The sequence below is a fragment of the Candidatus Kryptobacter tengchongensis genome (assembly GCF_001458555.1).
Taxonomy (GTDB): Bacteria; Bacteroidota; Ignavibacteria; order Kryptoniales; family Kryptoniaceae; genus Kryptonium; species Kryptonium tengchongense.
The window spans coordinates 1-15,731 of record NZ_CZVH01000040.1 but is presented as its reverse complement, the minus strand read 5'-3'; the positions used below and the strand labels follow the sequence as shown (position 1 = coordinate 15,731).

General features: G+C 37.2%; 12 protein-coding genes. 9 read left to right on the top strand and 3 right to left on the bottom strand.

The window, feature by feature from the left end:
- The coding region (locus tag AT685_RS08555; RefSeq protein ID WP_234696230.1) for a hypothetical protein at window positions 1–193 on the top strand (193 nt) is incomplete at its 5' end.
- Here the strand turns inward: AT685_RS08555 and AT685_RS03770 are convergent.
- Window positions 164–1,330 carry a serine/threonine-protein kinase gene (locus tag AT685_RS03770; protein ID WP_072151619.1) on the bottom strand — a complete coding sequence of 389 codons (1,167 nt, stop codon included), beginning with the start codon at window positions 1,328–1,330 and terminating at the stop codon, window positions 164–166. The genes AT685_RS08555 and AT685_RS03770 overlap by 30 nt on opposite strands.
- Before the next feature lie 110 nt (window positions 1,331–1,440).
- Here AT685_RS03770 and buk point away from each other — a divergent pair, with 110 nt between their 5' ends.
- The 5 genes from buk (at window position 1,441) to AT685_RS03745 (ending at window position 7,619) form a co-directional block, all read left to right on the top strand.
- On the top strand, window positions 1,441–2,508 hold the full coding sequence (buk, locus tag AT685_RS03765; protein ID WP_072151618.1) for a butyrate kinase: 1,068 nt from the start codon (window positions 1,441–1,443) through the stop codon (window positions 2,506–2,508).
- A 99-nt stretch (window positions 2,509–2,607) separates the two neighbouring features.
- Window positions 2,608–5,100 carry a phosphodiester glycosidase family protein gene (locus AT685_RS03760; RefSeq protein ID WP_072151617.1) on the top strand — a complete coding sequence of 831 codons (2,493 nt, stop codon included), beginning with the start codon at window positions 2,608–2,610 and terminating at the stop codon, window positions 5,098–5,100.
- The gene (locus AT685_RS03755) at window positions 5,097–5,543 is read left to right on the top strand and encodes a hypothetical protein (protein WP_072151616.1); all 447 of its coding nucleotides are present in this window, start codon (window positions 5,097–5,099) and stop codon (window positions 5,541–5,543) included. The genes AT685_RS03760 and AT685_RS03755 overlap by 4 nt, the downstream gene beginning before the upstream one ends.
- Window positions 5,521–6,462, top strand: a complete 942-nt coding sequence (locus tag AT685_RS03750; protein WP_143713111.1) for a hypothetical protein — start codon at window positions 5,521–5,523, stop codon at window positions 6,460–6,462. The genes AT685_RS03755 and AT685_RS03750 overlap by 23 nt, the downstream gene beginning before the upstream one ends.
- Window positions 6,463–6,488: 26 nt before the next feature.
- On the top strand, window positions 6,489–7,619 hold the full coding sequence (locus AT685_RS03745; RefSeq protein WP_072151614.1) for an acyltransferase family protein: 1,131 nt from the start codon (window positions 6,489–6,491) through the stop codon (window positions 7,617–7,619).
- Between the two features lie 28 nt (window positions 7,620–7,647).
- Here AT685_RS03745 and AT685_RS03740 read toward each other — a convergent pair whose 3' ends face one another.
- Both AT685_RS03740 and gcvPB read right to left on the bottom strand, forming a co-directional pair.
- A complete protein-coding gene (locus AT685_RS03740) occupies window positions 7,648–9,705 on the bottom strand; it encodes a thioredoxin domain-containing protein (RefSeq protein WP_072151613.1) in 2,058 nt (685 codons plus the stop codon).
- Between the two features lie 788 nt (window positions 9,706–10,493).
- Entirely contained in the window at window positions 10,494–11,942 is a 1,449-nt protein-coding gene (gcvPB, locus tag AT685_RS03735; protein ID WP_072151612.1) for an aminomethyl-transferring glycine dehydrogenase subunit GcvPB, read from the bottom strand.
- A 187-nt stretch (window positions 11,943–12,129) separates the two neighbouring features.
- Between gcvPB and AT685_RS03730 the strand changes: the two genes are divergently transcribed.
- The 3 genes from AT685_RS03730 to AT685_RS03720 all read left to right on the top strand — a co-directional run.
- Window positions 12,130–12,648: a type 1 glutamine amidotransferase domain-containing protein gene (locus AT685_RS03730; RefSeq protein WP_072151611.1), complete on the top strand. Its 519-nt coding sequence runs from the start codon at window positions 12,130–12,132 to the stop codon at window positions 12,646–12,648.
- Window positions 12,649–12,711: 63 nt separating this feature from the next.
- Window positions 12,712–13,770 (top strand): AmmeMemoRadiSam system radical SAM enzyme, encoded by a 1,059-nt coding sequence (amrS, locus tag AT685_RS03725; RefSeq protein WP_072151610.1) that lies wholly within the window; start codon window positions 12,712–12,714, stop codon window positions 13,768–13,770.
- Window positions 13,737–15,731, top strand: a 1,995-nt coding sequence (locus AT685_RS03720; protein WP_072151609.1) for a TonB-dependent receptor, incomplete at its 3' end; no start/stop codon positions are given. The genes amrS and AT685_RS03720, both read left to right, overlap by 34 nt.

The window sequence follows — 15,731 nt, the reverse complement described above, 5'->3', positions numbered from 1 at the left end:
AAGAGATTTAAAAAAGTTAATATCATCACAAGCGATGAAAATCGCGATATTTTTCTTTTGGAGTTTTTCGGGCAATAAAAAGGACTTGATGAAAATTTCGCTAAATGGTTCAGCAGGATTTATGTTGTCAATTAAAACAGCAATAGGGAAGTTTGATGACGCTTCAAGTAAAAGTGTTCTTAAAAAATTGTGAAAATTCTATGATGATGTATGAGTTGATGTTTTTTTCATCTTTGAGTTTTTCAAGTTTCAGCCGTAGTTCTGGGGACAAATTTAAGGTGAATAGTGATTTTAAGATGGAGTTTAAAGTTTTTTCAATGTTGGTTTCAGCGATCCATAAAGTTTCAAAGCCAAGAAGTTTTGCTTCAATGTTTATGTAGCGCAGAAGTGATGTTTTGCCGAGCCCATCAGCTCCAACGATTAAAGTTATCTTTCCAGATGATTGGATTGTTGAGTTGAGGATTTCAATTGCTTTTTTGAGCGCTTCATCTTTTCCAAGCGGTTTCCTAACTTTAAAACTTTTTGGTTCTTTTATGTCTGGTGTTAATTTTTTAAGTGTGTTAATAACCTCACGAAGGTCAGAGGGTCTTTCCTCGGGGTTGGGAGCAAGCATTGAATTTAAGAGATTTTGAACTTCATCCGGAAGTTTTGGGAATTGGAGTTGTTTTTTTGAAAGATGCCATTTTAAAATTTCAATGGGTTCATCAGCGTTAAAACTTAATTTCTCGGTGAGGATATAAACTGATAAAACACCAAGTGAATATATATCAGCACGATGATCAAATTTTTCACCTCGTAAAATTTCAGGTGCTATGTAGTAAAGCGTTCCAACTGGTAAATTTTCAAGGTTTGTTTTTTCATATCCAATTGCAAGCCCGAGGTCTGTGATTTTAACTATGCCGGTTGATGAATTAATTAATATATTTTCAGGCTTGAGGTCACGATGAATGAAACCAGCTTTATGGATTACATGCAGAGCGTGAGATATCTGAAGAATGGCTTGGAGCTTGTCTTTAAAATCCTTATTTGAAAGAAATTTCACTATATCTTGTATATCACAGTATTCAAGCGTGATAAATTTTCTTGATAAAAAATTTGAATCGTCGCAGATCCTTATAGTTCCGAAATCGTAGGCAAGTATGATGTTAGGGTGTTCAAATTGTGATGTGATTTTAAATTCGTTCATAATTTTTTCTTCTGAGATAGGATCGGGTTTGGCAATTTTTAGTGCAACAATTTTTTCTGTAAGGGTATCAACTGCTTTAAAAACTTCAGCGATAGCTCCTTGACCTATTTTTGAAATTACTTTATATCTTTTGTTGATGAGCAAAGTTGTGTGAATTAATTTTTTACTTTTGTTAAATTAACAATGGCTTTTGAATTAATCAATAGCATTGTTTGCCGAGCCATATCCTTTAAAAATAAATTTTGACATGTGGGATGAAAATTCTCGTCATCAATCCGGGTTCAACATCAACGAAGGTTGCAATCTTTGAGGATGAAAATCAAGTTGATTTAAAAGTATTGAGACATTCACCCGAGGAACTTTCAAAGTTTAAAACTCTATGGGAGCAGTTTGACTTTAGATTAAAAATTATACTTGAATTTTTAAATGAGAATGGTTTGAGACCGACGGATTTTTCCGCTGTCGTTGGGATCGGTGGGCTTTTGAGACCTGTGAAGGGAGGAACTTATTTGGTAAATGAAAAAATGCTTGAGGACGCAAGGAACAATTTCCAGGGTGAGCATCCCTCAAATCTTGGTTGCGCACTTGCTTATGAAATTGCCAAAATTGGTAATGTTGAAGCGTTTACAGTTGATCCTGTTTCAGTTGATGAATTTGAACCACTTGCGAGGTATTCAGGGCATCCGCTAATTCAAAGGAGAAGTTTATCTCATGCCCTTAACATTCATGCAACTGCACGACTTGCAAGCGAGAAAATCGGGAAGAGATATGAGGAAGCGAATTTTGTTGTCGCACATCTCGGTGGTGGGATATCCGTTTGCCCAGTTAAAGGTGGGAAAATAATTGACGCAAATGATGCAAGTAGTGATGGACCTTTTTCCCCTGAAAGAACGGGAGGGCTTCCGCTTCAACCGTTTATAACGCTTTGCTTTTCTGGGAAGTATACTGAGCAAGAGATAAGAAAATTGGTCATGGGTAAAGGTGGTTTGGTTGCATATCTTGGAACAAATGATGCAAGTGAAATTGAGAGAAGAATAAAAGAAGGGGACACATATGCAAGGGAAGTTTATGAAGCGATGGCTTATCAAATTGCAAAAGAAATTGGGGCGATGGCAACTGTTTTAAAAGGTGATGTTGACGCTGTTGTCTTAACAGGAGGACTTGCAAATTCAAAAATGCTCGTTGATTGGATCACGGAGCGAGTTTCTTTTATCGCTCCAGTTATTGTTTTCCCAGGTGAAGATGAGATGAGAGCACTTGCAATGGGTGCTTTAAGGGTTTTAAGAGGAGAGGAAAAAGCTAAAGAATATCCAGATTTTTGAAAATTTCAGATTTTACCGAATTATCTCTTGTGTTTTTAAAGACGGTAATTTAATTTACCTTAATTTACCTACGGTCTTTTAAATAAAATCTTTCGCAAAATGCGTTTATCAAAAATTCTCTTTCTATCGGTTTTGTTTTTCATCCCCTTATCCCTGCTTTATCCCCAAACAGACACAATTGTATCAAGATTTGTTGGTCCTGGTGTAAAACATATTTCAATCACTTTCCCAAGCGTTCCCTGGACTGTAAATGTGCTTGAAATTGATATCACAAATCCATTTATAACGCTTGAAACGGTCAAGGCGTCAAAAAGTGGAAGAGAACAGTTGAAAGCTTTTGAAAAAACAAGTTCAATGGCAGGCAGGAAGAACTATGCAGGTCATACCGTTGTGGGTGCAATTAATGGTGATTTTTACAATACTCAAACTGGCGAACCTATAAATATCCAGGTGGAAAACGGAGAAGTTTTGAAAAGACCAATTTCAAGGTCGGTTTTCGGGTTAACATTTGATAAAAAACCGTTTATTGAAATTTTTAATTTTTCAGGGAAATTGATCGTTGGTGATTCTATAAGGAATATAGATGGGGTCAACGAGCCAAGGGGAAGTAATATGCTGGTTTTTTATAACAGTTATTTTGGCGATTCAACAGCGACAAATCAGTGGGGAAGTGAAGTTTTAATAAGGTCATTAAACCAATGGATTGTAAATGATACGGTTTATTGTGTCGTTGACACAATTGTTAATTGGGTTGGAAATATGAGGATACCGTTGGGGAGGGCAGTTTTATCTGGGCATGGGACTGCAGGAGAATTTTTAAGAAACAATTTGAAGATTGGTGATACGGTTAAGGTTGTTTTAAATCTTAATCCTAATGTTGGTAAAGTTTTTCAAGCGATTGGCGGACTTCCAAGAATAATAAGGGATGGTCAAAATGTTGTGGCACAAACATATCAGCAAGAGGGTGCGAGTTCAAGTTTTACATATAGCAGGCATCCAAGAACAGCGATCGGATTTTCAAAAGATAGCATGAAAATTTATTTTGTCACGGTTGACGGAAGACAATCTTCAAGCGTTGGGATGACGCTTGATGAACTTGCAAATTTCATGCTTACGCTTGGGGTATGGCATGCAGTTAATCTTGATGGTGGAGGTTCAACGACAATGGTTGTCCGTGGTAAAATTGTCAACTCACCTTCGGACGCAACGGGGGAAAGAGCGGTTTCAAACGCAATTTTAGTTGTAAGTTCCGCTCCGCAGGATACATTGAATAAAATTGAAATTGAGCCGAAAAGATTGAAAATTTTTCGTGGGGAGCAATTTCAATTTAAAGTCTTCGGATATGATAAATACTTTAACCCTGTTCAAATTTCTTCAAACCAAATTTTCTGGTCGTGCGATTCATCAATTGGGATGATAACCTTATCGGGACTTTTTACCGCAGGGAGAAGAAGTGATAGCGGTTATGTTTATGTCAGACATGTAAATGGGTTAATTGATTCATGTTTTGTTGTGGTCGTTGGGATGAGAAATATCACGATATCTCCGAAGAATGCAGTGACAGACACGAGCAGGGAAATTCAATTTTCTGTCAAAGGTTATGATGTTGAGGGGAATTTGCGCCAAATTTCAGCAAGCGATGTAAGCTGGGAAGTTATAGGTAATATCGGAACAATTAATATCCTTGGGTTATTTCACGCAACTTATGAGGGGAAAGGAAAAGTTGTTGCAACGCTTGATGATTTATCAGATACGGCAGATGTTGAGGTAATAATTGGAACAGGTGAGAAATTACTTGATAAATTTGATGAGATGAATTTTACTCTCACGGTTGAAAACATAAATGAAGGTGAAATTTTTTTAAGCGATTCAAATTTCACATCCTCCCCGAAGTCTCTTGGTTTGAGGTATAAGTTTGTTCACGAAACGGGAAAACAGCATTGGATTTATTTAAATTCTGAAATTCCAATTTATGGTGTGCCAGATTCAATTTATCTTTATGTTTATGGTGATGGTGGTTCTTACAGAGTTTATTATTTCGTTTCCGATGACAATGGTGAAATTTTTGTTTTCACAGGTGGGGTTGTTAATTGGGCTAACGAATGGAGAAGGGTTGGGGCTTCAACAAAGTATCCAATTCAAACCGCAAGTGGAACCTATTTCTGCTATCCCATAAAAATTGTCAAAATCGCATTTTATTTTACAGGTGCTTATTTAAATGGGGTTGAGTATTCGGGTAAAGTTTTTCTTGATGATTTAAGCATAACTTACCCTGTTAAAATTACCTCGGTTGAGAATAATTCAACGGTTGAAAAATTGGAATTCAAGCTTTATCAAAATTATCCAAATCCATTTAACCCGAGGACGAAGATAAAGTTTTCAATACCTGAAGCGATTGCTTTGAGTAATCCTGTTGAGATAAAAGTTTACGATGTTCTTGGCAGAGAAGTTGCGACGGTTTTTTCGGGAAAAATTAAGTCTGGGGTTTATGAAGTTGATTTTGATTCAACGGGGCTTGCGGGTGGTGTTTATTTTTGCGTTTTGTCCGCAGGAAGATTTTTAAATTCAATTAAAATGGTCATTCTGAAATGAGGGCATCTGAAATAATTCAGGCGGTTGATGAGTTTTCAGGTGGGAGATTGAGAGAAAAAAATTCTCTTGAGGTCCTGTTGACTATTGCAGTTGAAAATAATTTGATGAATTTGGTGGATGATATCGCTTTTCATTCAAAGTTCTTATGGCGTGTTTTTAACTTTTTAAAAAGTGGAAGAAAAATTTTCGGTGAAACTGCAGATCAAAAGGCTGATGAAGAACGCTATAAGGCGAGGCTTACATCACAAATAAGTGAAAGCGTTGAGAGAATAAGAAGTTTGATTCTAAAAATACTTGAAAGGTTTCCCGAGGTTGAGAAGCAGAGATTTTTTGATAAATTTTTGAAAATTGATGCAGAAAGTTTTGAGAACTTTATGAACCTTGTTCATGATTTTTATTGGTTTAAAAACTGGAGGATTGATGAACATGGAAAGGAAATTTAAAGTCGTGTTTAATTTTTTTGTGTCTGTTTTGATTTTAAATTTTTCACTTGCCCAGAGTAAAATTGCGTTTATCCCGTTTGAGGATATTTCTGGCTTTAAGGGAAAGTGGAATTTAAAAGTTGAAATCCCAAGATATCTTGGTGATTTTGTGTTGAAATTTTATGGTGTTGAGGTTTTTTCGGTTGATTCTGTGGTCGGGGTTGCAAGTGAAATGGGTGTTGGTGTGAGGGATGCGTTTTTGTTTTCAGAATTGAAGAGAAGATTTGGGGTTGAGTATGTCTTTGGTGGGAAGGTGTTAACTTTTAAGGTCAGTAGATTTATGACTGGTTTTCCTCTTATGGCGGGTTATGAATCTTACAACGCAGAAATTGAGATTGAGATTGAGGTTTTTGACCCGTTGACGGGTGAGCGGGGAATCGTATTTGGGATATCTGGAGAGGTTAAAGAAAGAGGGCTTGGTCTAACTTTTCTTGGAAAACCGACGGAAAAATATTCAGAGTTTTATTCGCTTGATCTTTTGAAATTTGGAAGCAGTGAATTTAATGAGACAATCGTTGGTGAAGCGATGAAAAAATCGGGTATGGAGTTTGCGTTGCGATTGAAAAAATACTTTCCAGAGATAATTGAAGATGCAAGGGGAGAAATTGCGGATAAAGTTTCCGGGGCAACTGAGTTAAAAGCGGTTGTGATTGAAGGTATGATATTGCTTGTTGGGAAACAGGAACTTGTATATGTTAATCTCGGGCGCAAAGATGGAATTGTTTCGGGGATGGTGCTTTATGTTTTTGATGGCGATGAAAAGGTTGGCGAGTTGGAAGTTGTTGATGTGGTAGATGAGCATTTCTCGTCATGCAGAATTATTAGTTCAACAAAAGAATTGAAAAAGGGAAACAAGGTTAAAACAAGGATTATAAAGTGAATTCTTAAAACAGAAGGGAATTTAAAATGACTGAAAAAACAGGTGAAATCTCCGGGCGGTTAACATCGCTTGATGTTTTCAGGGGAGCAACAATTGCTGGGATGATACTTGTAAATAACCCCGGGAGTTGGGCTTATGTATATTCACAACTGAGGCACGCTGACTGGCACGGATGGACATTCACAGATTTGATTTTTCCGTTTTTTCTTTTCATTGTTGGTGTTGCGATTGTTTTTTCTTTTTCAAGGAGGATTGAGTTTGGTTATCCGAAGGTTAAATTGTTCTGGAAAGTTATCCGAAGAAGTTTGATTTTATTTGCTCTTGGGCTCTTTTTAAATGGATTTCCGAATTTTGATTTTTCGGTGATAAGGATAATGGGGGTTTTGCAAAGGATTGCGATATGTTATTTCTTTGCTTCGGTTATTTTCTTGACATCAAATATAAGATGGCAAGCGATATGGTCTGTGGTTTTGCTTTTTGTTTACTGGGGATTGATGGAGTTTGTTCCTGTCCCAGGGGTTGGCGCGGGATTATATGAGAAAGGTAAAAATTTTGCAGCGTATGTTGACAGTTTGATTTTAAGCGGGCATATGTGGAGCGTGACCAAAACTTGGGACCCAGAGGGAATAATAAGCACAATTCCAGCTATTTCAACAACGCTTTTTGGTGTTTTAACGGGACATTGGCTGAGAAGTAAAAAAGATGAAAAAGAGAAAACACTCTGGCTTTTTATTATGGGGAATTTGGGATTGTTCATTGGGGCTGTGTGGAATTCATGGTTACCGATAAATAAAAATCTTTGGACAAGTTCTTACGCTGTTTTCACTGCGGGCTTTGCACTCATAGTTTTTGGATTTTGCTATTATTTCGTTGATGTTAAAGGATATAAAAAATGGGCTTACCCGTTTGTCGTATATGGGATGAACGCTATAACTGTTTTTGTTTTATCAGGGATAATTGGGAGATTAAGCACTTATTTTAAGGTTAGATTACCTGATGGTGGTATGACAACTGTGAAAAATTATATCTATGAAAACTTCTTCGCATCGTGGCTTGGTCCGATGAATGGCTCACTTGGCTATGCGATTGCCCATGTCCTTTTGATGTATTTTTTGATGTGGATTCTTTACAAGAAGAAAATTTTTATCAAGATATGATTGCGTAGCCTAACTTTCTCACATGGATTTAAGCTATCTCTTGAATTAAGTTCATCAGTTCATCAACATCGTTTACAGGTTTTTTACACTCATAATTTGTGCAGATGTAAATTGTTGTTTTTCCATTTATTTCTTTGTATCCTGATGCGAAAGGTGAGAGTGTGATTATGTCGCTTTCTTCATCGGAGGGTTTGAATAAAACAACCTTGTTGGGTAAAAATTTTGAATTAAGAGTTTTTAAAACATCTTCAAGATCTTTCCTTTTTCCAACGATAAAAATTTCAAATGATTTGTCAAATAAAAAGAAGAGGCAAGATAGGAAAAAGGTATAAGCCGATGGGTACTTCCTGACAATTGGGGCGAATGACTCAATCGCTTTATAAATTAGTTTGTTTAGATCATTTCTTCCTGTCATCTTTTCAAGTTTGATTAAATTAAATATCGCCACCGAGTTTCCAGAGGGTATCGCTCCATCGTAGATTTCTTTTTGTCTGAAGATTACATCTTTGTTTTCTGAATCTGTAAAGTAAAATCCGCCATTTTCATCATCCCAGAAAAATTGAATCATTTTATCCGTAAGTTCAAGTGCGATTTTAAGGTATTTTGTCTCAAATGTTGCCTCATATAGTTCAATCAATCCCCAGATGAGGAAAGCGTAATCATCAAGGTAGGCATTTATTTTTGATTCGCCATCTCTAAATCTGTGAAGAAGTCTCCCATTTATTAGCAGATTTTTTAAGATGAAGTCAACGCTTTTCTTTGCAACATTTAGATATTCATCAACCCGAAAGACTGCGTATGCTCGTGCAAATGCGGATATCATCAATCCATTCCAATCAGTTAGGATTTTGTCATCTTTTAATGGGTGGATTCTTTTTTCTCGGTGTTCAAAAAGTTTTTGTCTTATGTTTTCCCATTTTTTAGAATTTTCCTCGTCAAGTTCGCTTGCAAGGTAAAATATGTTCTTGCCTGTTTTTCCACCTTTTAGCTCATCAAAGTAGTTGCCGTCTTTTTGAATATTGAACTTTTCAATTACGAAATCAAGTTCATCACGAGTTAAAATTTTTTCAAGTTCATCAAATTCCCAAAGGTAAAACTTTCCTTCTTCTCCTTCGCTGTCTGCGTCTTCAGCGCAGTAGAAACCACCATTGGGATTTGTAAGATTTCTCAAAACATAAGATAAAGTTTCCTCACAAAGTTTTTTATATTTTAAATTTCCCGTCGCTTGGTATGCTTCAATACATGCAATTGAAATCAGCGCTTGATCGTATAGCATTTTTTCAAAATGTGGTAGAATCCATTGCCTATCTGTTGAGTATCTATGAAAGCCAAAGCCAATGTGGTCGTATATCCCGCCAAGTGACATTGAGTTTAAAGTTTCCTCTACCATTTTGATTGCGTTCGGATTTCCCGACATTTTCCAGTATCTCAGCAGGAAAATTAAATTGTGTGGGGTTGGAAACTTCGGGGCGTATCCAAAGCCACCATATTCAGGGTCAAATTGCGATTTAAGTTGTTCATATGCCTCTGTTAGGATAGTTTCATCTATAGATTCTTTATGTTGTGTTTGAATAAGAGCTATAGCGTTTTTGATTCCATTAGTTATCTCATCAGCAAGTGATAAAATCTTTTCTCTGTTTTCATTCCAAAGTTGCACAATTCTTTGGAGGAGATCAATTAAGCCAACTCTTCCGAATCTTGAGTATTTTGGTATATAGGTTCCTGCGAAAAATGGTTTTTTATCTGGGGTCATTATTATTGTTAATGGCCAACCACCTTGACCAGTCATCGCCTGGCATACATTCATATAGATTGAATCAATATCTGGTCTTTCCTCTCTATCAACTTTTATTGGGATGAAATTTTCGTTTAAAATTTTAGCGACATTTTCATCTTCAAATGATTCTTTTTCCATTACATGGCACCAATGACAAGTTGAGTAGCCGATTGAAAGGAAAATCGGTTTATTTTCGTTTTTTGCTTTTTCAAAGGCTTCATCGCACCAGGGATACCAATCAACCGGGTTCTCGGCGTGTTGAAGCAGGTAAGGGCTTTTTTCATTTATTAAATGGTTATATTTTTTCATATTCGTCGGCACTTTTTGTTTAAATTTTTCAACATTCGTTAGAGCAATTTTGTTTCTTTAATTGACTCACCCCCTGACCCCCTCTCTAAAATTAGAGAGGGGGAATGAAAGGGGGGAGAGTTGAATTTGAGATTTACCTCTTGCACTAAAGTGTCCGTTGAAACGATGACAAGCTTGTTAATAGGTTGACTCACCTACCGACTCATTCTCTACTAAATAGAGAGGGGAAAAACCGACTCGCCCCCTGCCCCCTCTCTAAAATTAGAGAGGGGGAATTAAAGGGGGCGAGTTGAAAGATTGACTCACCCCCTGTCCCCCTCTCTAAAAATTTAGAGAGGGGGAATTGAAGGGGGTGAGTTAAAAAATGACTTTTTGAAATTGCTTCTCGCCCTTATAACTCTTTTTATAGAAGAGAAGTAAAGAAATTGACTCACCCCCTGACCCCCTCTCTAAAATTAGAGAAGGGGAATGAAAGGGGGGAGAGTTAGAAGTAAAAGAGAAAAAGAACCAAAGGGGGGGGAGTTGAAAAGTCACCGAGGTTGCTTCGGGACTATGTCCCTCGCAATGACAAGATAAGTGTTCAAGAATTGTTTTAGGGACTTTTGTTTCTTCGCAATGATGGGATGAAAGATCGACTCACCCCCTGTCCCCCTCTAAAGTTTAGAGATGGGAAAAGATTTACTCACCCCCTTGTCCCCCTCTCTAAAATTAGAGAGTCGCGAAGCGATCCCTTCGGGAGGGGAATCAAAGGGGGTGAGTTGAAAAACTTAGTGAGGGGATAGAGAGTTTTATTCTTTAAAGCATACATTTACATTTTTTGAGGCGTAAGCGTCGTCAAGTCGTTTAACAGGTGTGGAATGTGGAGCCGTGCGGACAACATCTGGATTTGTTTTTATTTCTTCAATAATTTTTATCAAAGCATCTGCAAATGCATCAAGTGTTTCTTTTGTTTCGGTTTCAGTCGGTTCAATCATCAACGCTTCAGAGACAATCAGTGGAAAGTAAATAGTTGGTGCATGGAATCCGTAATCAAGCAATCGCTTTGCTATATCAAGTGTGCGGACATTGTATTCAAATTTGTATCTGCTTCCTGAGACGACAAATTCATGAAGTGGTTTTCCAAGATAAGGTCTATCAAAGTAATCCTTTATTCTGCTCAAGAGATAGTTTGCGTTTATGATTGCGTTTTCACTTACCTCTCTTAGACCTTTGCTTCCAAGCATTCTGATATAAGTATAGGCACGGATCATCATTCCGAAGTTTCCAAAAAATGTGTGAATTTTTCCGATTGAATCTGGATAGTTATAGTTCAAAATAAATTTTCCATCTTTTTTCTCTATTCTTGGGACGGGTAGAAATGGCAAGAGTTTTTCGCTCACGGCGACCGGACCTGAACCTGGACCTCCGCCACCATGTGGGGTTGAAAATGTTTTGTGTAGATTTAAATGAACAACATCAAAACCCATATCTCCAGGTCTTGTTATTCCAACGAGTGCATTGAGATTTGCACCATCCATATACATTAGGGCACCAGCATCGTGTATTAATTTTTCAATTTTAAGGATATCTTTTTCAAATATTCCAAGCGTGTTCGGATTGGTGAGCATTATTCCAGCAACATCTTCATCAAGCTTTGATTTTAAATCATCAAGGTCAATGGTTCCATATTCATTTGACTTGACACTCACGGCGGTGTATCCGGATATCGTAACGCTGGCTGGGTTTGTTCCATGTGCGGAGTCGGGGACAAGAATTTTTTTTCTTGGGTTTCCGAGTTTCTCGTGATATGCTCTTATCATCAAAATTCCGGTTAATTCACCGTGGGCTCCTGCAGCTGGTTGAAGTGAGACAGCTTTCATTCCAGTTATTTCAGCAAGCATTTCAGAAAGTTCATACATGATTTGAAGCGCCCCTTGGACAAGCTCATCATCCATGTGCGGATGAATATCTTTGAAGCCCGGCAAAGATGCGGTGGTTTCGTTTATCTTGGGATTGTATTTCATGGTGCATGAACCGAGCGGATAAAAACCTTTGTCAACATGGTAATTCATCGTAGAAAGTCGTATGTAGTGTCTTATGACCTCATTTTCGCTGATTTCAGGCAGTTGAGGTGGGGATGAGCGTAAGAATTTTTGTGGAATTAGATCTTCAATGTGTTTTTCTGGAACATCGTTTTTAGGGAGGGAATAACCTCTTCTTCCTGGGCGACTTAGTTCAAAAATTAACTTGGATGGCATTTTTAAATTTAATTTTTGTTTAAAACTTATGTGCTTTTCAAACCAAAGTTAAAAAGAAAAAGAAAATTTTACAAATCGGCAACCCGTCAAACATTGAAAAAATGATTTTTCAATTTTATCTTTTTAGATGTGAAGTAAAAATGAGAAGAAAGCGTGAGTTTATCAAAAACAAACATTTCAGTGCGATATGAAGTTAAAAGGCAAAAAGATTGTCGTTTTAGTTGAGGACTATGTTGAGGAAATTGAACTTCTTTATCCGAGATACAGATTAATTGAAGAAGGAGCTGAGGTTAAAGTTGCAGGTCCAGAGGTGAAAGTTTTTAGAGGGAAAAATGGTTATCCTATAAAAGCAGATATTAGTTTTGATGAGATAAGTGTTGAGAATTTTGATGCTATTGTGATACCTGGTGGATATGCGCCGGATAGAATACGAAGGAATAAAATTGCCGTTGAATTGACAAAAAAATTTTATGAGTCGGGCAAAATTGTTGCTTTCATTTGCCATGCTGGATGGGTTCCAATTTCTGCTGGAATTTTGCGGGGTAAAAAGGTCACAGGATTTTTCTCAATAAAGGATGACCTTGTAAATGCGGGTGCAGAATATGTTGACAGTGAAGTTGTGGTTGATGGAAATTTAGTAAGTTCAAGAGTTCCGGATGACCTTCCAGCATTTTGCAAAGCTATAATATCTGCTCTTTCTGATTGAAACCAGAATTGTCTCAAATATGTTGGAATTAATGAAAGCGTAAAAGAAAAAGTGAGGTTTTTTATGTTCAGCGAGGTTCAAACGCTGAAAAATGTTTTGATGCGAAATTCAAGGGTTGGGGAACTTTACAGAAAAATTGATGAGAAGCGGATTGAATGTTTCGCCTGCGGGCATAGGTGTAAAATTTCCGATGGGAAAAGTGGCGTTTGTAGAGTTAGATTTAATGTTGGGGGAAAGCTTTATGTTCCATGGGGATATGTGACTTCACTTGCGCTTGACCCGATTGAGAAAAAGCCGTTTTTCCATGTTTATCCTGGAAGTTACACTTTAAGCTTCGGCATGCTTGGTTGCGATTTTCACTGTGATTATTGCCAAAACTGGGTAACATCTCAAGCGTTAAGAGATCCTGTTGCTGGAACGATGCCAGATTTTATCACCCCCGAGGAAATAGTTGATATCGCTCTTAAATACAAAAGCAAAATTATAACAAGCACATATAATGAACCGCTGATCACATCAGAATGGTCTGTTGGGATTTTTAAAATTGCAAGTCAATATGGAATTCGCGGAGCTTATGTGTCAAATGGAAACGCAACACCTGAGGTTCTGGATTACCTCAGACCATATGTTGATTTTTATAAAGTTGATTTAAAGACATTCAACGATTTGAATTATAGAAAACTTGGCGGAAGGTTAAATGTTGTTCTTGATACAATTAAAATGCTTGTTGAAAAAGGTTTCTGGGTTGAGATAGTTACGCTTGTTGTCCCTGGATTTAACGATTCCGAGGATGAATTGAGAGATATTGCGAGGTTTATAGCAAGTGTTTCTCCAAACATTCCATGGCATGTAACTGCTTTTCATAAGGATTATAAAATGACGGATCCGGATAATACAAGACCAGAACAGTTGGTAAGGGCGGTGGAGATAGGTTATGAAGAAGGATTGAGGTTTGTCTATGCAGGGAACATACCAGGTTATGTTGATAGGTATGAGAACACATATTGCTTCAATTGTGGGGTTTTGCTCATTGAAAGGTTTGGCTTCAGGGTTTTAAAAAATAAAATTGACAATGGGAAGTGTTATAAATGTGGAACCGTTATACCTGGTTATTGGGGATAATGTTAATTTTATTTTCATTTTCATTAGCCCAAGATGCAAGGATAAAAGGAAAAGTTATAGATTCTGAAACTGGTGAACCGATTCCAAATGTGAATGTAGTGATTGTTGGGACGACGCTTGGGGCATCAACTGATTTAAGAGGAGAGTTTGAGATCAGAGTCAGACCCGGGATTTACATTGTTGAAGCAAGAGCTGTTGGCTACCAAAGTAGCAAGAAAGAGGTTGATGTAAAAACTGGGGCTGTTTTCGTTGAGTTTCGTTTAGAACAGAGTTATATAGAAATTGGTGAGGTTGAGGTGCTTGCAGATTATAAAACTCGCCGTGCTGTTGATGTAAGACCAAGCGTTATAGAAGTTAAACCAAAAGATGTTAAGATAAGTGCTGGTTTTGGTGAAGATGTTTTTAGGATGTTAAGAACTTTGCCCGGAGTTTTATCACCTTCTGATTTTGCCACGCGCTTTGTTGTTCGTGGTGGTTCCCCAGATGAAAATTTGATAATTATAGATGGGGTTGAGATTTACAATCCGTATCGCCTTTATGGTTTTGTGAGTATGTTTAACCCCGATCTTGTCAGTGATTTTAATTTCATGGCTGGTGGATTCCCAGCAAAATACGGGGATAGATTATCCGCTGTCCTTGATGTTTCAAGTCGTGATGGAAACAGAGATAAACTCTTTTCAAGCATGATAAATGTAAATTTCACAAATGCAAATTTGATTTTTGAGGGGAAGTTGCCACTAAATGGCTCGTGGATATTTTCAACTAGAAGAACATATTATGATTTGATACTTGGTCCAATAGCGGAGAAGACGGGGCTCGTCAGCGGTGATGTTGCATTTCCAAATTTTTACGATTTTCAGAGCAAATTAACCTTCCAACCGTTTAACAAAAGTAAAGTGGATCTTTTTTTGATTCACAGCAGAGATGCGATGAATATCATAACTGGCGAAAATTTTAATAGACCAGATAGCGTTGCGGTAAATGATTTATCTTATAACAATACATTCGCTTTTTCCTGGAGGTATTCTCCATCTAAAAATTTTGTTATTAAATTTTTGTCGTCGTGGTATAAAAACTCAGGGGAGAGTAAATTTGGCGGTGAACTGCTTGATCCATCTTATGATTTTGATAAGAAGATTGTTTCAGATGACGCAACATTTTTTAGGATAGAAACATGGTCAAATTATTCAATACAAAAATTTTCAACATCAGTTGATGTTAGTTATGAATTCGGACGAAATCTTCTTGAGTTTGGTATCGGGAATAACTATGTTATTTCGGAGTTAAAATATGTTTTGAAGATGGATGAGTCTTTGAGGATGTTTCTTCTATCGCTTGGTTTTTTCTCAGCCCCCGAGATTTTTAAGTATGCTGAGAGATATAATCGTTCTTATTTTTATGTTCAAGATAAGTTGAGATTGGGGCATAAATTTACTGTGCAACCTGGAGTGAGATTTGATTATTACGGGATTGTGAAGAGAGGTTATTTTTCACCGAGATTTAATTTTCTTTACAACATTGATGCGCTTACAAGTTTGAGGTTTGCCTATGGATGGTATTATCAATCGCCAGGATATGAAAAAATTTATGATCAAAATACATTTTTTGATTTCACCCAGGTTGAAAATTTAAAGGCAGAGAAGGCAACGCATTATATTCTTGGTTTTGAAAGATGGCTTGCACCGGATATTTTAGCAAGGGTTGAGGGTTATTACAAGAACTTTGATGATCTTATTGTGAGAAAGCGTGTAAATGGGACAAGGTGGGTTGCGGATAGAATACCTGATTATCCTCCGACAGATATTAATGGCTGGAGTCAGCCATATCGGATAACCGTGAGCGATTCGGTTACGCCAATCCCTGTAAATAAGGGCGATGGAAAGGCTTATGGTTTTGAAATTTATATTGAGAAAAGGGAGACGAGAAATAGCAAAATTTATGGATGGCTTTCCTATTCTTTC